Annotated in this window: 25 protein-coding genes; 19 read left to right on the top strand and 6 right to left on the bottom strand. The window is 41.9% G+C overall.

Annotation, left to right across the window (positions count from 1 at the left end; all coding sequences use genetic code 11):
* Window positions 1–11: 11 nt before the first annotated feature.
* Genes IPM95_11560 through IPM95_11550 form a run of 3 tightly spaced genes read left to right on the top strand, consistent with a single transcriptional unit; the run spans window position 12 to window position 2,151 of the window.
* Window positions 12–785, top strand: coding sequence for a hypothetical protein (locus tag IPM95_11560; protein ID MBK9329911.1), 774 nt, complete (start codon window positions 12–14; stop codon window positions 783–785).
* A gap of 2 nt (window positions 786–787) precedes the next feature.
* Window positions 788–1,516: a uroporphyrinogen-III C-methyltransferase gene (cobA, locus tag IPM95_11555; protein ID MBK9329910.1), complete on the top strand. Its 729-nt coding sequence runs from the start codon at window positions 788–790 to the stop codon at window positions 1,514–1,516.
* A 35-nt stretch (window positions 1,517–1,551) separates the two neighbouring features.
* A complete protein-coding gene (locus IPM95_11550) occupies window positions 1,552–2,151 on the top strand; it encodes a bifunctional precorrin-2 dehydrogenase/sirohydrochlorin ferrochelatase (GenBank protein MBK9329909.1) in 600 nt (199 codons plus the stop codon).
* On the opposite strand, the gene IPM95_11545 is transcribed toward IPM95_11550, so the two are convergent.
* Window positions 2,148–3,524, bottom strand: a complete 1,377-nt coding sequence (locus IPM95_11545; GenBank protein MBK9329908.1) for a glycosyltransferase family 39 protein — start codon at window positions 3,522–3,524, stop codon at window positions 2,148–2,150. The two genes, IPM95_11550 and IPM95_11545, sit on opposite strands and share 4 nt — an antisense overlap.
* Before the next feature lie 69 nt (window positions 3,525–3,593).
* Here IPM95_11545 and IPM95_11540 point away from each other — a divergent pair, with 69 nt between their 5' ends.
* Both IPM95_11540 and IPM95_11535 read left to right on the top strand, forming a co-directional pair.
* Window positions 3,594–4,280, top strand: coding sequence for a dienelactone hydrolase family protein (locus IPM95_11540; GenBank protein MBK9329907.1), 687 nt, complete (start codon window positions 3,594–3,596; stop codon window positions 4,278–4,280).
* A 122-nt stretch (window positions 4,281–4,402) separates the two neighbouring features.
* Window positions 4,403–5,170, top strand: a complete 768-nt coding sequence (locus IPM95_11535) for a hypothetical protein (protein ID MBK9329906.1) — start codon at window positions 4,403–4,405, stop codon at window positions 5,168–5,170.
* Window positions 5,171–5,225: 55 nt separating this feature from the next.
* Here IPM95_11535 and IPM95_11530 read toward each other — a convergent pair whose 3' ends face one another.
* Window positions 5,226–6,248 (bottom strand): glutamine synthetase beta-grasp domain-containing protein, encoded by a 1,023-nt coding sequence (locus IPM95_11530; GenBank protein ID MBK9329905.1) that lies wholly within the window; start codon window positions 6,246–6,248, stop codon window positions 5,226–5,228.
* A gap of 211 nt (window positions 6,249–6,459) precedes the next feature.
* Between IPM95_11530 and IPM95_11525 the strand changes: the two genes are divergently transcribed.
* The 10 genes from IPM95_11525 to IPM95_11480 all read left to right on the top strand — a co-directional run bounded on the left by IPM95_11525 (window position 6,460) and on the right by IPM95_11480 (window position 15,301).
* Window positions 6,460–7,242 (top strand): UDP-2,3-diacylglucosamine diphosphatase, encoded by a 783-nt coding sequence (locus IPM95_11525; GenBank protein MBK9329904.1) that lies wholly within the window; start codon window positions 6,460–6,462, stop codon window positions 7,240–7,242.
* Window positions 7,243–7,633: 391 nt separating this feature from the next.
* Entirely contained in the window at window positions 7,634–8,374 is a 741-nt protein-coding gene (locus tag IPM95_11520) for a TerC family protein (GenBank protein MBK9329903.1), read from the top strand.
* Between the two features lie 48 nt (window positions 8,375–8,422).
* Complete coding sequence (locus IPM95_11515) at window positions 8,423–9,073, top strand: PDZ domain-containing protein (GenBank protein MBK9329902.1); 651 nt, start codon at window positions 8,423–8,425, stop codon at window positions 9,071–9,073.
* Entirely contained in the window at window positions 9,070–10,092 is a 1,023-nt protein-coding gene (locus IPM95_11510; GenBank protein ID MBK9329901.1) for a hypothetical protein, read from the top strand. Before IPM95_11515 ends, IPM95_11510 begins: the two co-directional genes overlap by 4 nt.
* Window positions 10,089–11,342 (top strand): DUF1015 domain-containing protein, encoded by a 1,254-nt coding sequence (locus IPM95_11505; protein ID MBK9329900.1) that lies wholly within the window; start codon window positions 10,089–10,091, stop codon window positions 11,340–11,342. Before IPM95_11510 ends, IPM95_11505 begins: the two co-directional genes overlap by 4 nt.
* Before the next feature lie 188 nt (window positions 11,343–11,530).
* Entirely contained in the window at window positions 11,531–12,670 is a 1,140-nt protein-coding gene (locus tag IPM95_11500; GenBank protein ID MBK9329899.1) for a cystathionine gamma-synthase, read from the top strand.
* Window positions 12,671–12,744: 74 nt separating this feature from the next.
* The gene (locus IPM95_11495) at window positions 12,745–13,422 is read left to right on the top strand and encodes a PrsW family intramembrane metalloprotease (GenBank protein ID MBK9329898.1); all 678 of its coding nucleotides are present in this window, start codon (window positions 12,745–12,747) and stop codon (window positions 13,420–13,422) included.
* 13 nt (window positions 13,423–13,435) lie between these two features.
* Window positions 13,436–14,191: a TIGR02757 family protein gene (locus tag IPM95_11490; protein ID MBK9329897.1), complete on the top strand. Its 756-nt coding sequence runs from the start codon at window positions 13,436–13,438 to the stop codon at window positions 14,189–14,191.
* Between the two features lie 52 nt (window positions 14,192–14,243).
* On the top strand, window positions 14,244–14,573 hold the full coding sequence (locus IPM95_11485) for a hypothetical protein (protein ID MBK9329896.1): 330 nt from the start codon (window positions 14,244–14,246) through the stop codon (window positions 14,571–14,573).
* Window positions 14,567–15,301 carry a hypothetical protein gene (locus tag IPM95_11480; GenBank protein MBK9329895.1) on the top strand — a complete coding sequence of 245 codons (735 nt, stop codon included), beginning with the start codon at window positions 14,567–14,569 and terminating at the stop codon, window positions 15,299–15,301. The genes IPM95_11485 and IPM95_11480 overlap by 7 nt, the downstream gene beginning before the upstream one ends.
* Window positions 15,302–15,310: 9 nt before the next feature.
* On the opposite strand, the gene IPM95_11475 is transcribed toward IPM95_11480, so the two are convergent.
* Window positions 15,311–16,339: a phytanoyl-CoA dioxygenase family protein gene (locus IPM95_11475; GenBank protein MBK9329894.1), complete on the bottom strand. Its 1,029-nt coding sequence runs from the start codon at window positions 16,337–16,339 to the stop codon at window positions 15,311–15,313.
* A gap of 33 nt (window positions 16,340–16,372) precedes the next feature.
* On the opposite strand from IPM95_11475, the gene IPM95_11470 reads away from it, so the two are divergent.
* The 4 genes from IPM95_11470 to IPM95_11455 all read left to right on the top strand — a co-directional run bounded on the left by IPM95_11470 (window position 16,373) and on the right by IPM95_11455 (window position 20,579).
* A complete protein-coding gene (locus IPM95_11470) occupies window positions 16,373–16,564 on the top strand; it encodes a hypothetical protein (GenBank protein ID MBK9329893.1) in 192 nt (63 codons plus the stop codon).
* A gap of 29 nt (window positions 16,565–16,593) precedes the next feature.
* Window positions 16,594–18,654, top strand: a complete 2,061-nt coding sequence (locus tag IPM95_11465; protein ID MBK9329892.1) for a tetratricopeptide repeat protein — start codon at window positions 16,594–16,596, stop codon at window positions 18,652–18,654.
* A gap of 11 nt (window positions 18,655–18,665) precedes the next feature.
* Complete coding sequence (locus IPM95_11460; GenBank protein ID MBK9329891.1) at window positions 18,666–19,628, top strand: glycosyl hydrolase family 43; 963 nt, start codon at window positions 18,666–18,668, stop codon at window positions 19,626–19,628.
* Between the two features lie 117 nt (window positions 19,629–19,745).
* Window positions 19,746–20,579: a hypothetical protein gene (locus IPM95_11455; protein MBK9329890.1), complete on the top strand. Its 834-nt coding sequence runs from the start codon at window positions 19,746–19,748 to the stop codon at window positions 20,577–20,579.
* A gap of 283 nt (window positions 20,580–20,862) precedes the next feature.
* Here the strand turns inward: IPM95_11455 and IPM95_11450 are convergent, their stop codons facing one another.
* From IPM95_11450 to IPM95_11440, 3 genes are read right to left on the bottom strand one after another with little or no spacing between them, the layout of a single operon-like run.
* The gene (locus tag IPM95_11450; GenBank protein ID MBK9329889.1) at window positions 20,863–21,495 is read right to left on the bottom strand and encodes an SOS response-associated peptidase; all 633 of its coding nucleotides are present in this window, start codon (window positions 21,493–21,495) and stop codon (window positions 20,863–20,865) included.
* Between the two features lie 29 nt (window positions 21,496–21,524).
* Window positions 21,525–22,232, bottom strand: a complete 708-nt coding sequence (locus IPM95_11445) for a hypothetical protein (GenBank protein MBK9329888.1) — start codon at window positions 22,230–22,232, stop codon at window positions 21,525–21,527.
* Between the two features lie 35 nt (window positions 22,233–22,267).
* The gene (locus IPM95_11440) at window positions 22,268–23,527 is read right to left on the bottom strand and encodes a Y-family DNA polymerase (GenBank protein MBK9329887.1); all 1,260 of its coding nucleotides are present in this window, start codon (window positions 23,525–23,527) and stop codon (window positions 22,268–22,270) included.

Below are 23,527 nucleotides of genomic sequence, written 5' to 3'. Positions count from 1 at the left end.
GTAGAACGTAAATGAAAGAAGACAATAAAATAAATGAACTCGTAAAAACTGCAGTAAATGATATATTCCAGCTTGCAAGAAATAATGCTAAAGACAATGATTTTATTTTATTTCTAAGTCAGTGTTCTTATCGTAAATTAAGTATCACAGCAAAAAATAAATCATACTTACTTTCAGATCAAATAGATTTTCTATACAATAGGGATAAAATTGATTTGAGACATACTTATCTTCAAAATTTTGAATTAGTAAACACTGAAGAAGAAAATAATATAAAAAAAGTTTTGATTGATATTGAACTTATGATATACACGCACCTTTGGGAATCTGATTTTCATATAAAATTTTTAAAACAATTAACAAATCTTATTCGTAAAAAAGAATTTGATTGGATTAATAAAGTTGGGTACAACAGACAAAAATATTGTAGAGATGAAATTATTGATCGCCTTAAAAAAGAATCAAATAACATAAAAGAGGTTTTTGATATTATTTATAACAGTCAATTTAGAGATGCTTTTGCACATAGTCAATATAGGATTTTAAATGAAGAAATTGAGTTTTTAAACTATGAAGGAAAATCATATCAAAAAGAAACAATATTGATTTCTGATTGGAAATTGATATTTCTAACTACTAACGTTTTTTTTGATATGATTCTTGAAAGATTTGAATACAATCAAGAGCAGACACTAGGCAATGAATTTCAAATTTGTTATCCTGATGGTATCAAACAAACAATAAAATATTGTGAATTAACAGGTAGGTTTAGACCTATAAATTAATAATGCTCAAAAAACTCATACTTGTTGGTGCCGGTCCCGGCGACCCGGAACTGATTTCCCTGAAAGGGGTGAAAGCTTTGCAGCAGGCAAATGTGGTCATGTATGATGCATTGGTCAGTGAAGAATTATTGAAACAGGCACCGAATGCCATCCAAATCTTTTGCGGCAAACGCGCCGGTACGCACTACATGAAACAGGACGAAATCAACCGGCAGATTGTAGAGCAGGCCAACCGGCATGGTATGGTGGTTCGCCTGAAAGGCGGTGATCCGTTTATCTTCGGGCGCGGACAGGAAGAAATAGAATATGCCGAAAAGCATGGCATCCCGGCGGAAATCATTCCCGGCATTTCCAGCGCCACGGCATTGGCCACCTTGCGACAGATTCCACTGACGAAACGGGGCATCACGGAAAGCGTCTGGATAACCACCGGCACCACTTCCTGCGGCGAATTGTCGGAAGATATAGAACTGGCGGCACAATCTACGGCAACAGTGGTCATCTTAATGGGCATCGGCAAACTGGCGGAGATTGTACGTTTGTTCAGCAGATACAAATCCGGGCACTACCCGATTGCCATCATACAAAACGGAACACTTCCCGATGAAAAAGTGGTGTGCGGACACCTGTCCACCATTCAGCAGAAAGTGGAGGAAGAAAATATCACATCGCCGGCGGTCATCATCGTTGGCAACGTCTTGGACTGTTCACAGATAACAACTCACAGATAACAGATTTGTTGTATTTTTACCTGAACAGATATTCGATAACGGTGAACACGCTCTACCCTATATTTTTAAAAACCGAAAACTTCCAAATTATCATAGTGGGAGGAGGAATGGTAGGAACAGAGAAATTATCTTTCATTCTTAAAAACTCACCGAACGCAAATATTACTGTTGTTGCAAAAGAAATCAGTGAAGAGATTCGGATGATGGTCGACGGTCGACGGTCAACCGTTTTGATAGAGAAAGCATTTGAATCCTCCGATTTAGAAAATAAGCGACTCGTCATCGCAGCTACTGCAGATAAATGTCTGAATGAAGCCATTTATCTCGCAGCGAAACAAAAAGGCATTTTGATAAATGTTGCCGACACACCTGAATTATGTGATTTTTATTTGGGCAGCATCGTTACGAAAGGCGCCCTGAAGATTGCCATTTCCACCAATGGAAAATCTCCAACGCTGTCTAAACGAATACGCGAGTTTTTTGAAGATATCCTGCCGGACAATATCAATGATCTGATTCTCCATCTTCATCAATACAGAAATAAGCTCAAAGGCACTTTTGAAGAAAAAGTCCAGAAACTGAATGACCTAACCTCGTCATTTCTGACAGATGAGGACACCCGGAAGAAGGATTAATCTTTCCGGAACCTGGAAAGGATGGATACATACCCGACCCCAGACAATACCATGTAGAAAGGCAGGAACGGCAGGCGGAACCTCGGCGTATAGAAAATGCCGGATAATCCTGCAAAATAACCGATAATCAGCAGGATGAACAGACATACCATCCATTGCCGCTGCAGGAACGTCAGTTCGATAACGCCCAACAGTGCCGTAACATATACCACTCCAAGAAACAACAATACAAACAGTCCAATTACAATTTCTCCGGAAGTCTTGGTGCTGAAATATTTTTTGGCCAACTGAAAAATACCGCCGGAATATTTTTCGGTATCCGTCCATTGCTTCACGGGCAAATGCAGCCGTTTCATAATCACCTCACTGCCCATGTTTAGATGGAGTTTGATGCTGCCGGATAAATGTGCTTTAACGGCTGCGAAGAAATGCTGCTTTAAATATTTTTTCGCCACTTCATTATAGACATCTGATTTCTCAAACGTCAGTCCATGCAGACGTTCTTCCATCGAATGGGGCATGTCCGGTTTCAGTTTCTCCGGTGCGGCGTCTTTGGATAGCCGCACAAATTCGTCACAAACCTGCTCATACGTTTTTTGGGTATGATTGACTTCTGTGAATGCCGCATTATAAAACAGCAGATTATATCCGTTGATGGAACTTAGTTCAAAGTGACCATAAAGCTTATAATTCCGGTACATCCACGGCACAATCGTCAGATATGCCAACAGCACCAACACCACTGTATATTTCAGCCGTTGTACAAGATCCGTTTTTGTCCAGATGAATACAAAAAACCCCAGTACCGCAGGCAGATAAACAGCGATGGGCCTGGTCAGTATCAGTGTGCCCGATAAAATTCCACACGCAACAAACAGGCTGATTTTATTTTCCTGTAACCCTCTAATCAACAACAGCACGCACAACAATAATATGAACACAAACAAGATATCCGTATACAGATATGTCGAGAAAATGATCTGCTGCGGGTCGAAGGCAAACAGGAACAGCGCTGCATATCCAACTGCACTGTTAGAAAACAACCGCTGACAAATCCGGAACAATAAATATCCGCTGGCGGTGTTTAAAACAACCTGAACCAATAAGACAATCCAGGGCTTTGCTCCAAACAGGGCATAAAAGAAAGCGGCAAAAGCAGGATAGACAGGGGTCCTGAAGGTGTCCCCGCAGAAAGAAAAATCAAATGCCATACATTTTGCGAGAATATTATATCCGATGGCATCATAAATAAATACATCCTTTTGCAGCACCCCCTCTCTCCACGGCTGAAAAATCAAGAAAACAACCAACCGAAGAAGGAATGTCAGCAGCAACAAGCCGGCTATTTTTCTATCCTTAAAGAATGCAACCATAAAATATCGGATAAAGATAAACTTTTTGCAAACGGATTTTATTTATTATCTTTCTTTAAAATTATACACTTGCAAACGGTACAACTCCCATTACTAAACAGAACGCTGGACGCCTACTTTTACGAAGCGCAAAGCGATGAGAAGCGCCCGGGCATCCTGTTTCTGCCTGACTTAGCAGGTGTGCAGAAGACGACCCACCGAAGCGCTGAAATCTTATGTGAGGAAGGCGATTACAATGTCCTGATTCCGGATCTTTACAGCGGGGGCACCACGCTCCGCAAGTATTGTGTGCAGTTTCTGATGAATGAAATGGTTCGAAACAATGAACCGACAGGCAATGCTCCGCTGGCAGAATTTCTGGAGATATTAGACCAGTTTAAAGAATTTGAAAGGGTGGACGAAAACAACATCGGTGTTGTAGGACAATGCCTGACAGGTGGATTTGTTTTACACGCCGCTATCCGTCCGGAAGTAAAAGCGCCGGTAGTGTTTCACCATTCGTTTGGATTAAAAGGAAGCGGCATACCAAAGAGCTGCTCTTCACTCATTCATCATAAAATACAGGGACATTTCTCCTATGTTGACCCGATGTGTCCGGTATGGCGCGTAAAAGAACTGGAATCCGAATTGCATGGAAATTTAGAAACGCACTGGTATGCATTGCCGCACGGCATTCCGCATTTATTTTTTAACAACAATCAGGGCAAGCATGCTTTTGAGCGTATGAGCAACTTCTTTCAGGAGCAGCTGCAATAAATCCGTCAGGCAATCAATTGAAGTTGAACAAGAATCTGTTGAGAAAATTTATCCTTACAACTATGCGTTATTTTTTGATATTCATAGTATTAAACCTTGCCATCTCTTGCAAAAAATCAGATGTGCATTCATACATCAATCAGGGAGATATTCCATTGGCAGAATATAATGAGCTGATTGCATTATGTGATACTGTAACCCTGAGTACTTATGAAGATTTTGACAGCCGTCTTAGCCGCATACAGGAAATCTTTTCATCCCATCAGGATAAACGCGGCGCTTTCCCGACCATCTACAAAGCCATCACACATGCAGCGGTTATTTCCATTGCAAATCGTGACTACCATGACAATACATACACATTGTCTTTCTCGATGGAGTTCAGCAAACGCTATCTGTATTACCTAAAACATCATTTACTGAACGAACCGCTGGAGCAGCATTGGGATTTGTATTATACACATGCGATGGGCGGAACAAGTGTTACCCGGCTGGTATTAGAAGGAATCAATGCGCATGTTACCATTGACATGACTCGTTCGCTGGCAGCAACCGGTGTTTATAAAGAATATGTCAGTGACTGGCTGCTTTTTGGCAATAAAACGGTATCCTCGGTGCCCGGGTTTTTAACAGAGTTACAGGACGAATACGATACGGATGCTTCCAGGGTTTTTCAGGTATTCTTTGCAGGAGATTTATTAGACCCGATTTTCGGACAGGGCGCTACGATTACTTTTGGATTTAATGTGCTGCGTATGGATGCATTTAATAACGCCATCCGGATGATTCAATCTGCCAATGACCAACCTATAGAAACGGGACTCCGACAATCGTTCAACGACAGAGAAGCTATCTTTGACCTTTTAGACAAACTGAAATTACTGCCATAAAAGAAGCCTTCCCGACTGGAAAGGCTTCATCACTTATCTATTTCAATGGTTGTTGTTATACATTTGCCGTTTTAACCGTTTTCACAATGCGTGCCGCAACTTTATACGGATCGGCTGCAGAATTTGGACGTCGGTCTTCCAACCAGCCTTTCCACCCTTTGTCTACCGTTGCAATCGGAATACGGATTGATGCACCTCTGTCAGAAACACCAAACGAAAATTTATCGATGGATTGAGTTTCGTGTTTACCGGTTAAGCGCATATGGTTATCAGCACCGTAAACATCAATATGTTCTTTTACGTAAGGCGCAAACGCGTTGCAAATGGTTTCATACGTTTCTTTGCTTCCGCAGGTTCTGAGTACCGTGTTAGAAAAGTTAGCATGCATACCGGAACCGTTCCAGTCTGTTGCGCCTAGTGGTTTGCAGTGCCAGTTGATTGCATAGCCGTATTTCTCCGCCACTCTTTCCATCAGGTAACGCGCAATCCATGTTTGGTCGCCTGCGGCTTTAGCACCTTTGGAAAACACCTGAAACTCCCATTGTCCAATTGCCACTTCGGCGTTGATACCTTCCACATTCAATCCAGCCTCTAAGCATAAATCCAGATGTTCTTCCACGATATAACGGCCAACCGCTTTACCACCGCCAACGGAGCAATAATAGGGTCCCTGAGGGCCAGGTTCGCCGCTTGGTGTATAGTCAGACCAGCCAATAGGCTTGTCTTTTTTCAAATCCCAGATAAAATATTCCTGCTCGAAACCGAACCAGAAATCGTTGTCATCATCTTCGATGGTAGCACGTCCATTGGATTCATGCGGTGTTCCGTCCGGTGATAAAACTTCACACATGACCAGATATCCGAACTTTCTGGCCGGATCCGGACAAATAAAAACCGGTTTTAACAGACAGTCCGAGGAGCCCCCGGGTGCCTGTTCTGTAGAAGAACCATCAAAACACCAGGTTGGGCAATCTTCCAGTTTACCGGTGAAGCCTCTTTCCACTCTTGTTTTGCTTCTAAGACTTTGTGTTGGTTTGTAACCGTCTAACCAAATGTACTCTAATTTAGCGTATGACATCTTATAATTTTTAAAATGTGAATAATTTATTCTCTATATTGTACAAATATGACAAAAAGTGCAAAATTTACATCTTTTATTTTGGTTAAATTAATTTTAAGAATAAGCCTGTTCAAATTCAGATTATTTAACAATCCGCCTCTCCGGTTGTTATCTTATATCAAAGAAGTAAAAATATTGGTATATTTCAGCTATATTCAAAGGAATTATAATGACGGAGGAAAAGCGCAGAATAGAAATTTGCATCATTTCTGATATCCATTTGGGTACAAGGGCTTGCCATGCCGCTGAACTCAACCGCTATCTAAAGAGTATAGACCCAACCATCTTAATCATCAATGGCGACTGGCTGGATATCTGGAATTTCAGTTCTGGCTATTTTCCTCAGGAACATATTGAAAATATTTTTTTAATCCTGGATTTTGCCCGTCAGGGCACACCGGTCTATTACGTTACCGGGAATCACGATGACCACATGCGTAATTTCTCAGGCTATAAGTTTGATACCCTTCAGTTGAGAGACGAGATTATCCTGGAAATTGACGGAAAGAAGCATTGGATATTTCACGGAGATAAATATGACCTGTCAGTGGGTGGCAGTGCGCGCTGGCTGGCAAAACTGGGCGGAAAAACCTATGACACCATCTGGCAGGTCAACCGTTTTATCAATAATATCCGGATACGGTATGGAAAGGATAAGATCTTCATCTCCAAATACATCAAGGATAAGGTAAAGTCATTGGTAAAAAGCAACGTGCAGGATTTTGAAGATGTGGCGATAGAAATAGGTATCGAACAGGGCTATGACTATATCATCTGCGGCCACATACACAAACCACAAATCCGTGAAGTGACGATGGCGGGGGGGGGTGCCGTTTATCTCAACAGCGGCGACTGGGTGGAAAATCTTACGGCATTGGAATATAATGATGGTAAATGGGATTTATTTTATTATCAGCACGACTTACAATATAAAGATATTGACCGAAGATAATTCTTCCTTCCGTTTTCCGCCCCCCTGTTGTCTGTTTCAACTATTATCCACATTTCAACAGTGTACGATTTCTGATTTAGTTGAATCAAATGATTGACAATTTGTTTGGATTGGACTAAATTGAATAGAAAACCAAACCAAACGAATATGAAAGAAGATATACATATCATTAAAGAAGTACGGGCATTCCAGTATTTTCTGATTTTGCTGATGATCTTGTTATTAGGGATTATCTCCAAGTAAATACGGACGCTTATACATGCAGATTTTGCCTCCTTGCCTCAATTAAATTAAGGAAACTGTTGATTTACGGAACTTTTCCAGCAGATTTATTATTATTTTTACCGCGCTTAAAGCAAAAACACTTTCAGTTTCACATTTATCTGCATATATGGACTTCAGTATTTTCTCAGAACCCGCAACTTGGCTCAGTATTTTAACGCTTACCTTCATGGAGGTGGTATTGGGTATTGATAATATCATATTTATCAGCATCACCGCAGGAAAGCTGCCGGCCCATCAGCAGGCACGTGCACGAAGAATCGGATTAATTGGCGCACTGGTGTTCAGGATTCTCCTGTTATTGAGCATTAAATGGATTATCGGACTAAAGGAGCCTTTATTTCATATCCTGGGGTATGGTGTTTCGGGGCGAAACCTGATACTCTTATTCGGCGGACTTTTCTTATTAGCAAAGAGCACTTCGGAGATTCACCATAAGATTGAAAAACCGATAGTAGAGGAACATGCCGGAAAGAGTCTGGCGAAGAGTACATTTAATATGGTGGTGCTGCAAATCATGTTATTGGATATCGTATTTTCATTTGATTCCATCCTGACAGCAGTCGGCCTCACCCAACATGTCATTATCATGATTATCGCCGTCATACTCTCCATGTTTATCATGATGGCATTTGCAGGACAGGTCAGCCATTTCATCAACAAACATCCCACTCTTCAAATACTGGCACTATCCTTCCTGATTCTAATCGGTGTAACGCTGATACTGGAAGGCATGCCGGAAGGACTGGGCGTTCATGTGTCAAAAGGCTACATATATTTTGCCATATTCTTCTCCCTGACGGTTGAATTCCTGAATATCCGGCTCAGAGCAAAAAATAAGCAAGATTAACAGTAACAGTTCATCTAAAATGCTACTTTTATCGTTCTATTAACGGATATGAGAAAACTCTTTTTGTTATTTGTTTTATTGACCGGAAGTTTCATCCGGCATACGAATGCTCAGATGTATCAGCAAAAAATGGGTACCTTCCTAAACCTGCTGGATAATTACTATGTAGAAAAAGCCAACCTGGATTCTTTGGTTGAAATCGGCATCAAGGAAATTTTAAAAAAGCTGGACCCTCATTCCGTATATATGAATGCGGAAGAAATCAAAAAAGCCAATGAGCCCTTGGAAGGAAACTTTGAAGGAGTGGGTATCCAGTTCCAGATCTATCAGGATACGATCATTGTCGTACATGTTATTACCGGTGGCCCTTCCCAAAAAGTAGGGGTGCAGGATGGCGACAAGATTATTTTTGTAGATACGGCTAAAGTAGCCGGTGCAGGTATCAATAACGACGGTGTGTTTAAGAAATTACGCGGCAGAAAAGGCACCAGGGTTACCATCAAGGTAAAACGGGTGGGTGAACCCGAATTATTAGAGTTTGAAATCATCCGTGATAAAATACCTATTTATGCCATCGAAGCTCAGTACATGGCGACTCCTGAAATCGGCTATATCAAACTGGCACGTTTTTCCAATACCGCAACCGAAGAGACCAAAGCAGCCATAGATTCTCTGGTTAGGCTGGGTGCAAAAAACTGATTCTCGACCTTACGGGCAACGGTGGCGGCTATCTGAATCAGGCTCACAGTCTGTCAGACCTATTTATAGGGGAGGGTAACCTCGTAGTTTATTCTGAAGGCCGCTCCCAGCCCCGCATAGATTTAAATGCTACTAAAGCCGGTAACTTTGAAAAAGGGGATTTGGTCATTATGGTAGACCAGACAACCGCCTCTGCCAGCGAAATTGTGTCCGGTGCCATTCAGGATTGGGACAGAGGGTTAATTATAGGAAGAAGAACCTATGGTAAAGGCTTGGTCCAAAAAGGGTATCCGCTTCCGGATATGTCCGTGGTTCGTTTAACCATGGCTCACTATTATACTCCGAGTGGCAGAAACATACAGAAACCTTATGAGAAAGGGCTGGAAAACTATAACGAAGACCTGGAGCAACGGTTTGAGAGCGGAGAATTGTTTGACTCTGCCAAAGTGAAGATAAATGACACCACCCGATATTACACCAACAAAAAGAGAATCGTATATGGAGGCGGAGGAATTACCCCGGATATATTTGTCGGAATAGATACCTCCTGGAGTTCCAAATTCTATGGCAAACTGATTCGCTCCGGCTCTTTCAATCAGTTCGCACTCGACTATGTCAATAACAACCGATCCATGTTTGAAAAGACATACCCTACACAAGAGACTTTCCTTAAGGAATTTACAATCGACTCTGTCCTGTTGGATAAATTATATGCATTCGCAAAAGCCAAGAAGGTAGAACCGGACTCGGCAGAAAATTTCAGCAGAAGCATCCCTACGATAAAAAACCAACTCAAGGGAATGATTGGACAAAACATCTGGAGCGGCGGGATTTTCTATCAAATCGCCAATGAACAAAATCCTGTTTACCTGAGAGCGCTAAGCGCCTTTAAGGATGGTTCTTTCGAAAAATTTGGCATTGAGACGACCGATATCAAAAAGAAAGAGCAACCCGTATTAGAAAAAATGAGAAAGATGAAGGCATTAAGAAAAAACAACAAGAACCTCCGTAAAAAATGATAACCATACGACCGCTTAAGGGCCTTCGCCCGCGAAAAGATATTGCTGATAAGGTTGCGGCCAAGCCCTATGATGTTCTAAACTCGGCGGAAGCTAAAGAAGAGGCCAAAGACAATCCATATTCCTTTCTGCATATCTCCAAACCTGAAATCAATTTCGATCAGCCGATAGATCAGTATGAAGATGCTGTCTATGAAAAGGGAAAAGAAATCTTTGAACGGTTTATCCGTGACGGAATTTTAGTGCGTGATGAGAATCCTTGTTTGTATATCTATGCACAGACGATGGATGGCAGAATACAAACCGGATTGGTGGCAGGCAGTTCGATTGACGATTATTTTAACAACCATATCAAAAGACACGAACTTACCCTGGTGGCAAAAGAGAACGACCGTATCCGCCATATGAAGACCAAGATGGCTCAGCCGGGTATGGTCTTTCTGACATACAAAAGCGTTCAGGAAATTGATGCGATTATCGAACATTACTGCGAACATCATACTGCTGAAAATGATTTCACAGACTCTCAGGATGTGCGCCACCAGTTGTGGAAGATTGACAATGAAAACATTATCAATAAACTGGCCGGCTTATTCCACGAAACGGTAGCAGCCAGTTATATTGCTGACGGACACCACCGTTCAGCGGCATCCGCAAAGGTTGGAAAACAATTACGGGATGAAAACCCGAATCATACCGGCAATGAACCCTATAATTATTTTTTGTCGTGTTTGTTCCCGTCCAATCAATTGCAGATTCAGGATTACAACCGCCTGGTGAAAGATTTAAACGGACTCTCAGAAGAGGAACTGCTGAATCGGATTGGAGAAAAATTTGAAGTTGAAAAAATGGGGGCTGCCTTTTATAAACCGGTGCGACTACATGAGTTTTCGATGTATGTAAACGGCAGCTGGTACAAATTGACCGCCAGGAAGGGCACCTACGACGAAACCGACCCGATTGGTATATTGGATGTAACCATTTTAAGCAATAATATCCTGGATCCTGTTTTAGGCATCAAAGACCAACGCACCGACAAAAGGATTGACTTTGTAGGAGGTATCCGAGGCTTAGGGGAATTACAGAAACGGGTGGACAGCGGCGAGATGAAAATTGCAGTTGCATTCTTTCCGGTTTCCTTAGACCAACTCATCGCCATTGCTGATTCCGGGAACATTATGCCTCCAAAGTCCACCTGGTTTGAACCCAAGCTGAAATCCGGGCTGGTGATTAATTTGCTGAATGAATAATTTTTTTTAACTTTATGCTATGAAGAGTAAGAAAAATATGAACTGTTGCTGCTTTTATCTCATAAGCGGTGAATAGTATTTCAATATTATACGATTTAAAACCGCTTGTATTTATTTGCAGGCGGTTTTTTATTTGGTATTTTTGAAAATAAATAATTACTCCGTACACATTACAAAATATACAAAAAATGAAATTTGCAACCAAAGTCATTCATGCAGGCATAGAGCCGGACGCCACATCAGGTGCCATCATGACGCCTATTTTCCAAACATCCACCTATGTCCAGGATGCACCGGGCGAACATAAGGGGTTTGAATACGCCCGCACACAAAACCCCACCCGAAATGTGCTGCAAAATCAATTGGCCGCACTGGAAAACGGCAATCACGGCATTTGTTTCGCCAGCGGACTGGCTGCAACCGATGCCATCGCGAAGCTGTTCAGCAGCGGCGACCATATCATTTCCTGCAATGACCTTTACGGCGGCACCTATCGTATCTTCACCAAAGTATTCGGGCGGTTCGGCATGGACTTCACGTTTGTGGACATGACGGATATTTCCAATATTGAAAACGCCATTACGGCCAGCACAAAATTGATCTGGATTGAAACACCCACCAATCCGATGCTGAATATCGTGGATATTGCAGCGGTTTGCGCACTCGCTAAAAAACACCATTTACTCGTCTGCGTGGACAATACCTTTGCTTCTCCATATTTGCAAACACCCCTGGATGCAGGTGCAGACATTGTCATCCATTCCGCTACCAAATACTTAGGCGGCCATAGTGACGTTATACATGGCGCAATTGTCGTAAAAGATAAAGCACTGGCAGAGCAATTGTATTTCTTACAAAATGCGTGTGGTGCGGTACCCGGCCCGCAGGATTGCTTCTTAATCCTGCGTGGTATCAAAACCCTTCATATCCGCGTAGAAAGAGCGTGTGAGAATGCAGAAAAAATAGCAGCCTTCTTAAAATCACACCCAAAAGTGGAAAAAGTGAACTATCCGGGATTTACGGGACACAAAGGTCATGAAATCGCGAAAAGACAGATGAAAAGATTCGGGGCAATGGTGTCTTTCTCTTTGAAAGATGACAGTCTCGATGCTGCCAATAAAGTATTATCTTCGACACAATTGTTTTCTTTGGCGGAATCACTGGGGGGCGTGGAAAGCCTGATTGGACATCCGGCAACCATGACACACGGAAGCATCCCACTGGAAGAACGCCAGAAGACGGGCGTGGTGGATTCACTAATCCGTTTGAGTGTAGGAATTGAAGATGCCGACGACTTAATAGAAGATTTGAAGAGGGCATTGGGATAAACAGCCATACAGATTTGCAGGAATATCAACCCCATTTAATCGGAATGCTTACTGCATGACAATAACAATTTAAAATGACCTGGACATTACTCATACTGGCCATCGCACCGGCATTAGCCATTTGCGGTTATATCATTCACAAAGACCGGTTTGAGAAGGAACCTATCTGGCTGATGATAGCAGCATTCTGCTTTGGCGTATTCAGTGTGTTTCCAGCCAGCATCTCCAGCCTGATGGGAGCAAACTTTGTTACGAATAACGGCAACCTCATTAATTCCGCACTGTACGCATTCTGGGTAGTTGCCCTGAGTGAAGAATTTGCGAAATTCTTTTTTCTCCGGTACATTCTTTTTAAGCGCAGGGAATTCAACGAACCACTCGACGGTATTGTGTATGCCGTCATGATAGGGATGGGATTCGCTTCGTTTGAAAACGTACTGTATGTTGCGCAGCACGGACTAGGGGTTGCACTCTTCAGGATGGTAACCGCCATCCCGGCACATGCCGTATTTGCCGTAACGATGGGCTATCATGTCGGGCTGGCCAAATTTGACACTACCCATACCAACGAACTGATGCGCAAAGGACTGATATACCCCATCCTGTTGCACGGAGCCTATGATTTTCTGTTAATTCAGCAAAGCATTCCTTTGTTGTCCGTATTAGCATTTGTCGGACTTTGGTTTTCTGTGCGATATGTATGGACAATTTTACAGGAACACCATGGCGAACAACCTCCGCTCAATACCTAATAAACATGATATGATGACACAAGAGACCGTGGATATTCTGGAGTTTTATTACGAAAAATACAACCGCCCTGATTTTATTGTCCATGACCCGATTTCCATTCCGCATCGGTTCAGCAAAAAACAAGATATAGAAATTGCAGGACTGTTTGCCGCCACGCTCGCATGGGGCAATCGCACCTCCATCATCAACAGCTGTACTAAACTGATGGCACTGATGGATAACCGTCCGCATGAATTTATCCTTCATCATTCTGCAAGGGAGTTAAACCCATTCACCCAATTTGTACACCGCACTTTCAATGCCACCGATGTATTGTATTTTATTGAATTCCTGAAACAGCATTATTCCAGCCAGGAATCTCTGGAAAGTTTATTCTTAGCGGGTGATGCAGCACAAGGACTGATTCAGTTTAACCATCATTTCTTTTCACTGGCGTATCATCCCGAACGGACCAGAAAGCATGTGGCCACACCGGAAAGGAAATCAACGTGCAAACGGTTGAACATGTACCTGAGGTGGATGGTTCGGAAAGACAGCAACGGAGTGGACTTTGGAATTTGGAAAAAGATAAAACCCGAGAATTTATTAATGCCGCTGGATGTTCATGTAGACAATTATGCACGCCGGTTAAACTTAATAGAAAGAAAACAACGCGACTGGTTGACAGTTTGCGAATTAACTGCTAACTTAAAAAAGATTGACGAGAAAGATCCTGTGCGTTTTGATTTTGCATTGTTCGGTATGGGTGTTGAGAAAATAGTTTTGTAATGTCTTTCGATAAATAGTGTCCCTTTTATACCGGTATCTTTAAATGCTCCTCATGGAAAACGAACAAACAATTCAAGAGTACACCCTGCAGTTGCTGGAAGAGAACAGTGTCTCTTTCAATTCATTCAGCGAATTCAGAAGACACATCATCCGACGAATCAACGACTGGATCAACAACGACTTTGAGCATCTCCTCTATCTCTTATACAGAATTGACGTGCATGAAGATAAAGTGCGTAAGCTGATGAAGGCACACCAGGGGGAGAATGCCGCAGAAATAATCGCTGACCTGATCATCGACCGGCAAAGACAAAAGATAGAAACCCGTAAACTTTTCAAAACACAAAAGCCAGCTGACATAAGCGATGATGAATTATGGTAAGATCCTCCTCTATAACTCCTGTTGAATACTCCTGTAAAATATTACCCTTTGGCAACTGGGCATCCATTGCCATTGCCACATATATTTCCTTGGGGATTTTATTCATAGGTATTTTTGCCAAACTGCCCGTTTGGCTGCTCGTTTTGTTTATCGTCGGGCTTATGTATTATATTGTTACCCTCATATCCTGCATCGCTACATTCAGATTATCCGAATCCACCTTGCAGCGAACCCTGGAAAACCCCGGGTTTCTGTTAAAGAAACATGCCTTTATGTCTCACCGCTGGAGTGATGTGAAAGGCTATAAGAATGGAACGGACAGGGGCCGCTACAGGGGAGAGTACGAATACCTGGAGGTTAAATTTAAGAATGGGGATGAGTGGGTGCTGAATGATATGTATGGCGCAAAAAAAGACGAGTTCGGTTCATTTTTAACCTGCTTCTTATCTCAGGTAGAGGACTATAATCAATCACTTCCAACCACCGCTCCTGCAACAACATATGCCAATACTAAACCTGTTGCCGATTTAACGCCTATCGTGCGCAAGAAAACCATCTATGAATCCATTTGGGGGAAATTGTTCACCGTATTGCTCGGCATATTCATACTGGCCGCCATTGGGTTCGGATTACCGTACATGGGAGCAACTTCATTTTTCAAACTGGGTGTAGTGATTATTCCCGGCTTCCTGTATATGGCATACCGCGTCTTTATCCGGAAAGGATAGCCGCCACCATCACACATCAAAAAAATGCGTCTGGCCTTTATAGAAATCCTCCTTCACTTCACCCACCAGCTCCGTATCAAAAATGGCGGGCCGTTCGCTGATTTCATGATAACAAATCACGCCTTCGGCAAAGTAATGTGCCACTACGCTCTTTCGGGTTAAAGCCGGATTCAGCATAGGCTCTCCTGCATGAATCAGGTTGCCGTGCCAAATGAATACATCTCCTTTTTTTGCAGTAAAAATTTTCTTCTGCAGCAGATTGGTATCAATCAACTGCTGCACCTTTGCTTCGTATTTTTTATTGGCGTTTCCGTCCAGCAAAAATCTAGAACTGCTGTTGTCATAGTCATCGTTTGTAAGATAGGGCAGCTGATGCGACTGCTCATAATAGGACAATGGCCCCTGCTCGAACGAGATGTCTTCTAAGGCAAGCCAGACTGCTATCAGGTATCCCTGCGGAAAAGTGCTCATGTGAATGTAATCGGAATGCGGTTCCTGCTCACTGCCTTTTAAAAAATTAATTGTTTGAAATGGAAGCACCTTTTTCCCTAAAAGAAATGACAACAGCTCCAGCAGCCTCTTATCCTTAATCACTTTCCGCAGCGTATAGGATTGCCGGTAAGCATTGAAAATCTTTCTGCCGGTATAATTAAAATCCACCGCTTTCTTATTCAGCAACTCATCTATATCGTCATTGATATCGTCTGCCGTTTCACTGCTTAAAAAATTATTCCAGATGATATAGCCGTTCTCCTGCCAGTTTAACACCTGTCCGGAAATCTCTTCCGGGAAGAACGGAAACAGGGGATGATTTTCAATATCTTTTTTACTTATGATTCCGTCCAGCCACGGAGTTTTTGCCCGCATACCGTTAAAATCGTTATGCGAAATGGATGCATACAATGATTTTTTTATGCCGTAATAAGGATATAAATGTTCATTATGCTTCAATCCTTTCCGGTGCAGCCAGTTATACAAATAATGAAAGAATCGTATATTCCGGATAAAGCCGGTATAGTGCTGAATAAAGTTTTTCATTCTGTTTATAAAGATAAATGTTTAATTTTAAGTATGGTTAAGAAGAAAAAACATTTCATGAAAGAGATTGCATCTGCCACTAAAGGAAAGAAAGCCGTTCAAACGAATACAGAGAATCAAACGGAATCTACTCAAGGTTATGAATTCATGAAAGATGCATTAATGCCTGAACTGGAAGAACTGGTCAAAAAGAACCCTAACCGCCTCATTGGCTGCGGAGGATAATATTTTATAAATTAAGCGCTGATACATCTATGTCAAAAAGTAGTCAAAAAGGGAAACCGCATCCAAAAATCCCGGCAAAAAAAGAATTAACGCGCACACCAAAAACTAAAAATGGCAAATCAGTCACAGGCCCTGATTATACAAATTGGGTGGCAGCGGCTGTTATCTTACTGATTACGGCTATCGTTTTTCTGCCCAGTTTATCACTGAAATTCGTCAATTGGGATGACCCTCAAAACATACTGGAAAACGAAACGCTGAAAATATTCGCCTATCAGTGGGACTGGAAGGCCGTAAAAGCCATTTTCAGCACAGACGTAATAGGTAACTATAATCCGCTGCCCATATTTACGTTTGCCATCGAAAAATATTTCTTTGCACCAGACCCGGTTTTAAATCCATTTATCTTTCACTTCAATAATCTCTGGATGCACCTGATTTGCACCCTGCTGGTGTATATCATTTTCATTCAGCTGGAAATCGGCCTGATTCCATCTGCTATCGCGGCATTGCTCTTTGGTATCCACCCGATGCGCGTGGAGTCAGTTGCATGGATAACAGAACGCAAGGATGTGCTGTACAGTATGTTTTTCTTAGGTGCGCTTTCTTCGTACATTTCATTTCTCAAAACTACCGCAGGCAAAACCAAATGGTATCTGCTTACAATTGCATTATCTATCCTTGCCTTGTTTTCAAAGGTGCAGGCAGTAACCCTGCCGCTAACGATGGTAGCCGTTGATTTTTATATGAACCGACGTTGGTTGTCTATAAAAATATTGGTGATGGAGAAGCTCCCGTGGTGGATCTTATCGCTCCTGTTCGGTTTGATTAATATCTATTTTCTGAAAGGGGAAAAATCATTGAATTTTGAAAACGCCACCATCAATTATACCTTTATTGACCGGCTGGCGGTCGGCGCATATTCTTATGCCGTCTATATTATTAAGTGGCTGATTCCGTTTCAGCTTTCCCCGCTCTATCCATATCCCCCCAAGCTGCCGGTAATGGCGTATGTTTGTCTAGGCATCGTACCGATTCTACTAATCCTGTTTTTGGTCTGGGCTTTTAAGAAAAAACAAACCACCCTATTGTTCGGTTGGGCATTCTTTACCTTCAATGTCATGTTCCTGCTGCAGATTGTTGGCGCCGGACAAGGATTTCTGGCCGACCGTTTTACCTATATCGCGTATATCGGGTTGTTCTTTATTTCCGTGAAAGGATATGATTGGTTCATTTCTCAGAAACCTGCTTTCAAATTTTATACACAGGGCGCAATAGTATTGTATTTTATTGCCTTAGCCTTCCTTTCTTTCAGGCAAATCCCCGTCTGGCAAAACGGCGGTACGCTGTGGGAACATGTCAAGAAAATCTATCCCAACAGTCCACTGGCGTGGAAACAGGCTGCCGTGTATTATCGGGATGAAGAAAAAGACTTCAACAAGGCTGTTCTCAATTTCAACGAAGCCATCCGTTTGCAACCGACAGATGCCTATGTGTACAACGGATTAGCCAAAGTATACCTGGACAAGGTAAATGCGACTCCGGCACAGGACGCCGCTCTGAGTAATCAGCGTAATGAACTGCTGCAATTAGCCCTGCAAAGTTATCTGACCGCCATAAAAAATGATTCCATAGCAGGGCAGTCAGACAAGAAGGTAACCGGTGAAATGATTGTAAACCTGGGTGTTGCCTATGCGATGGCCGGAAATCTGGAAAAGGCGATGTATTATCTCACCCGAGGGCTGGAGGCATATCCCGACAATGCAAACGGCTATCTCAACAGAGGTTTGATTTATTACATGACCGGTCAGTACGAATCCTGCCTGAAAGAACATATTTCTTATTTCAGGCTGAATCCGTACAATGCAGATGTCTATCATGAAGAAGGATTATGTAATATTGCACTTGGCCATTACAAGGAAGCGTTAGCAGCCTTTGACAAAGCCATTTCCTTAAAGAACACCCAGCCGATGTATTATATTGGAAGATCCACAGCTTACCGCAATCTCGGAAACAAAGAAGCGGCCATCCGCGATGCCCGGCAGGCGCAGCAATTGGGGGCACAGGTACCACCTGAATATTTACAATAAACGACGTTCGTATGCTGAAAATAGCTGATTTCAAGCAACTGAATTTCAAACTGTACAGCGATACGCCGCTGATATACCCTCCAAGGCTCACCCCTTTGGTCGCAGACCCTACCGTTCTGACACCCGATGAATCTCCCGATAAGAGATGGCATCTGTTCGCGCACACCATTTATGGTATCTTTCAATACGAATGCGATGATGGTGTACAGTGGATACGGCATAAAAAGAGAATAGTCCGGGCCGCATTGCGTCCTTTCATTTTTAAAGAAAACAACACCTATTATTTATTCTATGAAAAATATACCGGATTAAAACTGCTCTTTTCTTTTTTGCCTAAACAACGCTGGTTCTCCAGAATTGAAATGGTTTCTTCCAAAGATTTGGTACATTGGTCTGCTCCTGTCAACATCATTCGTCCGTCACAAGCTTTTCATGAAGATGTACAATTGGGAAGAGCGGTCGGTAACCCCTGTTTAATAAAAATCAACGATACCTATCGTTTATATTTCTCCTGTTCGCTGGTGCGGGTTCCGGATTGCGGATTCAATGAACCGCTGCATATCACGTATGCCGAAAGCAAAAGCATCGACAAAGAATTTGACAGTGCCAACCAGCCTGTTCTTTCTCCGAACCCGGAAATGCGGTGGAGCAATTTAGGTGCAGGATCGATGAAAGTCATTCCCTGTGAAGACGGCTATCTAGCCTTTCAGAACGGCATTTACGAACACAACGGCGTATCCGGTTCTGCCATTTGCATCCTGCATTCCACAGATGGCATACATTGGGATTATTTGCGGGAAGAACCCATTTTGCAACCACGGGCAGATATCCCCTGGATGGCCAGCCATATCTATGCCTGTGATGTAAAAATCTTGAACGATAAGGTTTATCTGTATTTCAATGCCCGCAACCATGCCCACTGGAGCAAAGGCAGTGAAAAGATTGGCTTGGCGGTGGCAGATATTGGACACTAATGATTTCTGCACAACAACGCCTTCCGGCAGCGAATCAAGAATTTTGGTCCATCTATTGTGAAATTTATTTTTTATTATTATATTTATGGATATTAATAACCATTAAAACTTAAGATTATGAAAAGACAACCAATTTTATTGCTAACAGTTATTGTGCTTACGATGTTAGCAGCTTCCTGTAAGAAAGTAGCATCCCTAATAGATCCTGCTGACGCAAATGCACTGACCTCCGTCCTGGTTATTCCAGGTTCCAGCAAAACATCCGGGAATCCACCGGCACCCACCGGAACTCCATCATCTCCGGCATTAGTATTGAATCAGAGTACTCTGTCAACAAATGCAGGTGCGCAATTCATAGTACCGTTCACCTACACATCGAACTCAGGTTATAGCACTTGCTATGTTCAGGTAGACGGCGCTACCAATGGTTTCTTTACCGTACCTAACTCGGGTGCTGCCGGTTCTCCCAACAGCGGAACAATTGCAGTACCGATAACGATTCCTTCAAATGTTTTAAATGGATCTTTCTGTATTACTTACTGTATTGCGGACAGAGATGGTAATATCAGCAATGTCATGACGACATGTGTCACCATCAAGGAACAACTGGATTGTTCTACCGCCACTGCTTCCGGCTCAGAGGGCCTGACCTTCACGAATGTGAATATGGGTAATACTGCCGGCGACGTAGATATCAATTATGACACTTATTCCGTCCCTGATAGAATAGATGTATACCAAGGCACTACCTGGCTAACCGGAACAGGAGCTAATCCGGGAAGTCCGATACCGCCTCTTAGCGATTGCAGTTCACCTTTACCTGGCTTTATCGGAGCTTCCGGAACATTGAGTGTTAGTTATAATCCATCCAATGGGAAAGTTCTCACCGTTGTTGTGAGCGGATGTATGGGTGGTGGAACCGCATGGGATTGGAGCATGACATGTCCATAGATTCTGTAATTTACAACCGAATCCATTTATTAAATAAAAGAGGCAGACGTAAAGTTTGCCTCTTTTATTATACATGGACCTATCGATTTTAGTATAGTCTTAATGAAAAAAAGCATATCAATTATGATATGCCTTTTTTCATTTTGCGCTCCCTCCTGAAAGGAATCCGTATTCTTTCTAACAACCAATAAAATAAGGATTTCTGCCTATTATTATCGGTTTCATTTTGACTAATTGTAGCGTAAATGTAGCGGTTTTCTCTTTAATTTTACAAAATAGCGAATCAAAAAAAGAGTAAAGGTTGGGGTGTTTCGGGTATTGCCACTAATTCAATATCCTGTTCTGCTTCTACGTTTACCCCTCTTAGCCATGCAGGCTCCTGTTCCGGTTTTAAAATAAATGGCATTCTTTTTCCGTGGTTATGTATTTCAGACATGAAAGGGTTTGCTTCCGTAGTAATGATGGTATAAGTTTGCAGGATTTCTCCTGTCTGCTTATTTGTCCAGTTGGAATACAACCCTGCAAATGCAATAAGTCCGTTATCCGGCAAGGTAATAAGGTATTTTTGTTTTCTGCTACCACTGGCTGTCAACCACTGCCATTCATAAAACCCGTCCGCAATTACCAAACATCTGTTATGCACTACATCTCTGAAAGAGGGTTTTTCCGTTAAGGTTTCTATTCGGGCATTGAGTGTATTTTGTCGGAAGCTTTCATCTTTTGCCCAGGATGGAATTAACCCCCAGTTCAAGTGCTGAATGATTTCCGGTTTTGAATTGGTTATTACTGGTGTTTTTGGATAAGTAAAACCATTATAGTAGTCAGTTGTTCTAAAAACTGCCATATCATCCACCTTTGCCCGGAATCGGTTCTCTAATTCAGTAGCCTGTTTGGTTTGTTTGGTATAGAAACACATTACTTTTAATATATACATAGATACAACAATCAGTTATTGCTCCAAAATGTTGAGTAGTATTCAAAGTTTCCTCCATACTTATTGATGAATTTTTCCTTTGAAATGTAAGTTCCTCTAATTTGTGGTGTGCCCATTCCTTCAAGAACTCTGAAAAGTGACTCTTTACCAAAGTCTATAAATAAAGGTCTCTGAACATTTATCCAACTTTTAGGAGGATGCTCCCATTTAAAAAACTCGTCATTTATCCCTTTTGTTAACTCTGGTCTACTTCTTATCCAACGTATTGGTGGGCGAGGAAGACTCTTTAATTCAATATAATCTTTATCCTCCCATTTGTCTTTAGTAGTAAGATTTGTTTTGAATCTTTCCCCGTTAATCAACCAAATCATCCGTTCACCGTAGAAAATTTCTCTTTCTCTGATTTTAGGTTTTGATATAATGGAATTTTGCAATTCAATTACTGCTTTTTCATTAGTTAAAATGTCCGCTCTATGAAATTTTCCATCTTTTACAATTCTAATCTCGGCATTCTCCTTTCCAAATGTCATTTTCCAGTGTTTATGCCAAAATGATTCCGGTTCATACCATGTATCACATTCTTTGCTCTTGAAGTGTGCCCAGTGCCAAACATTTACTTCTCCACACTTTGAATGAACTTTGTTATAACAAATAGGACATTTTCCTTTTGTATTAGGAATTGCTTCTATTTTTTCATTCTCAACTATTGCCCAAATCATAAGTGCTTTCTTAATATTACTGCCAATATTGAAATTCAGCCTATTTGAATAATATCATTTATGTTCGTGGTATATCGTGGACTTAATTTTTCCTGTTTCATTTTCCACGTTCGTTTTAAATCCTGACCTGCTAATTTTACCGTACCCCCTCCGTATGAGGTGTTTATTTTGTCTATGGTCTTCATTAGGCTCTTATGTTTCGGATTGCTGTTTTCAAACAGGGTAATTTGTACCGGAGTATCGGGAACTATGTCTAAGGCTATCACTCCGGCTTTTTTGTAATTATAGCCTTTTTTGAATATTTTCCCTAATCCAGTTAAGGCATACTTTCCAATTTCAATACTGGAATTGGTAGGGAACGGTAATTGTACCACTATATTCCGTGCGTATTGTGGTAAGTCTTTGCGGAATCCGTTCGTATGAACGAAAACCATTATTGCATTACTGAATGAATTTTGCCGTCTTAATTTTTCCGCACACGTTACGGCAAAGGTCAGCACCCGTTCGTTTAGTTGCTCTAATTCGGTGTACATCTTATCAAAGGAACGAGTAGTGGCAATATTTTTTTTCGGTTTTGGTTTGTCCAGTTCTAAACTATTCTGTCCGTTTAATTCCCGGTACAAGCGCAACCCTACTACTGACATATTTTTCAAAACCCAAACTTCAGGTAATTGTGTAAACTCATAAGCGGACTTTACATTTATTGCATCCAGTTTTTTGGTAAGCTGTCTGCCAATTCCCCACACATCACCCACCGGCAACCACTTTAACGCCTTTATCCGTTGTGTTTCACTTACCATCTCATATACACCCCCGGTACGGTCTGCAAACTTTTTAGAAATCTTGTTAGCAATCTTTGCGAGTGCCTTAGTGGGTGCAAATCCTACTGAAATAGGAATACCCGTACCTTTTAAAACTTTCTTTCTGATTTCCTTTCCTAAAGCGGTTAAATCAAAATGATTTTCAAACCCGTCAAACAGCAAAAAGGCTTCATCTATACTGTAAATTTCTATTTCCGGTGCGTATTCCGATAAGATACTCATTACCCGGCTACTCATATCACCGTACAAAGCATAATTGGAGGAAAAGACTTTTATATTATGTTCTTTGAATATTTTCTCATATTCAAAAGCAGGTGCGCCCATTGGAATACCTAACGCCTTTGCCTCATTACTGCGAGATATTACGCACCCGTCGTTATTGGATAGCACCACTACCGGGATGCCGTTTAGATCAGGGCGGAACACCCGTTCACAGCTTACATAAAAGTTGTTACAGTCTATAAGTGCTACCAT

It is taken from the genome of Sphingobacteriales bacterium (assembly GCA_016719635.1).
Classification (GTDB): domain Bacteria; phylum Bacteroidota; class Bacteroidia; order Chitinophagales; family JADIYW01; genus JADJSS01.
Note: the sequence above shows the minus strand (reverse complement) of the source record. Positions and strands in the feature narration are given on the sequence as shown.

Excerpts from the sequence above, each read along its gene's own strand:
- IPM95_11460 (MBK9329891.1), top strand. The coding sequence starts at position 18,666 with ATGCTGAAAATAGCTGATTTCAAGCAACTGAATTTCAAACTGTACAGC.
- cobA (MBK9329910.1), top strand. The coding sequence starts at position 788 with ATGCTCAAAAAACTCATACTTGTTGGTGCCGGTCCCGGCGACCCGGAA.
- IPM95_11440 (MBK9329887.1), bottom strand. The coding sequence starts at position 23,527 with ATGGTAGCACTTATAGACTGTAACAACTTTTATGTAAGCTGTGAACGG.
- IPM95_11490 (MBK9329897.1), top strand. The coding sequence starts at position 13,436 with ATGACACAAGAGACCGTGGATATTCTGGAGTTTTATTACGAAAAATAC.
- IPM95_11495 (MBK9329898.1), top strand. The coding sequence starts at position 12,745 with ATGACCTGGACATTACTCATACTGGCCATCGCACCGGCATTAGCCATT.
- IPM95_11560 (MBK9329911.1), top strand. The coding sequence starts at position 12 with ATGAAAGAAGACAATAAAATAAATGAACTCGTAAAAACTGCAGTAAAT.
- IPM95_11470 (MBK9329893.1), top strand. The coding sequence starts at position 16,373 with ATGGTTAAGAAGAAAAAACATTTCATGAAAGAGATTGCATCTGCCACT.
- IPM95_11475 (MBK9329894.1), bottom strand. The coding sequence starts at position 16,339 with ATGAAAAACTTTATTCAGCACTATACCGGCTTTATCCGGAATATACGA.
- IPM95_11485 (MBK9329896.1), top strand. The coding sequence starts at position 14,244 with ATGGAAAACGAACAAACAATTCAAGAGTACACCCTGCAGTTGCTGGAA.
- IPM95_11455 (MBK9329890.1), top strand. The coding sequence starts at position 19,746 with ATGAAAAGACAACCAATTTTATTGCTAACAGTTATTGTGCTTACGATG.
- IPM95_11445 (MBK9329888.1), bottom strand. The coding sequence starts at position 22,232 with ATGATTTGGGCAATAGTTGAGAATGAAAAAATAGAAGCAATTCCTAAT.
- IPM95_11465 (MBK9329892.1), top strand. The coding sequence starts at position 16,594 with ATGTCAAAAAGTAGTCAAAAAGGGAAACCGCATCCAAAAATCCCGGCA.
- IPM95_11450 (MBK9329889.1), bottom strand. The coding sequence starts at position 21,495 with ATGTGTTTCTATACCAAACAAACCAAACAGGCTACTGAATTAGAGAAC.
- IPM95_11530 (MBK9329905.1), bottom strand. The coding sequence starts at position 6,248 with ATGTCATACGCTAAATTAGAGTACATTTGGTTAGACGGTTACAAACCA.
- IPM95_11480 (MBK9329895.1), top strand. The coding sequence starts at position 14,567 with ATGGTAAGATCCTCCTCTATAACTCCTGTTGAATACTCCTGTAAAATA.
- IPM95_11500 (MBK9329899.1), top strand. The coding sequence starts at position 11,531 with ATGAAATTTGCAACCAAAGTCATTCATGCAGGCATAGAGCCGGACGCC.
- IPM95_11525 (MBK9329904.1), top strand. The coding sequence starts at position 6,460 with ATGACGGAGGAAAAGCGCAGAATAGAAATTTGCATCATTTCTGATATC.
- IPM95_11520 (MBK9329903.1), top strand. The coding sequence starts at position 7,634 with ATGGACTTCAGTATTTTCTCAGAACCCGCAACTTGGCTCAGTATTTTA.
- IPM95_11515 (MBK9329902.1), top strand. The coding sequence starts at position 8,423 with ATGAGAAAACTCTTTTTGTTATTTGTTTTATTGACCGGAAGTTTCATC.
- IPM95_11505 (MBK9329900.1), top strand. The coding sequence starts at position 10,089 with ATGATAACCATACGACCGCTTAAGGGCCTTCGCCCGCGAAAAGATATT.
- IPM95_11545 (MBK9329908.1), bottom strand. The coding sequence starts at position 3,524 with ATGGTTGCATTCTTTAAGGATAGAAAAATAGCCGGCTTGTTGCTGCTG.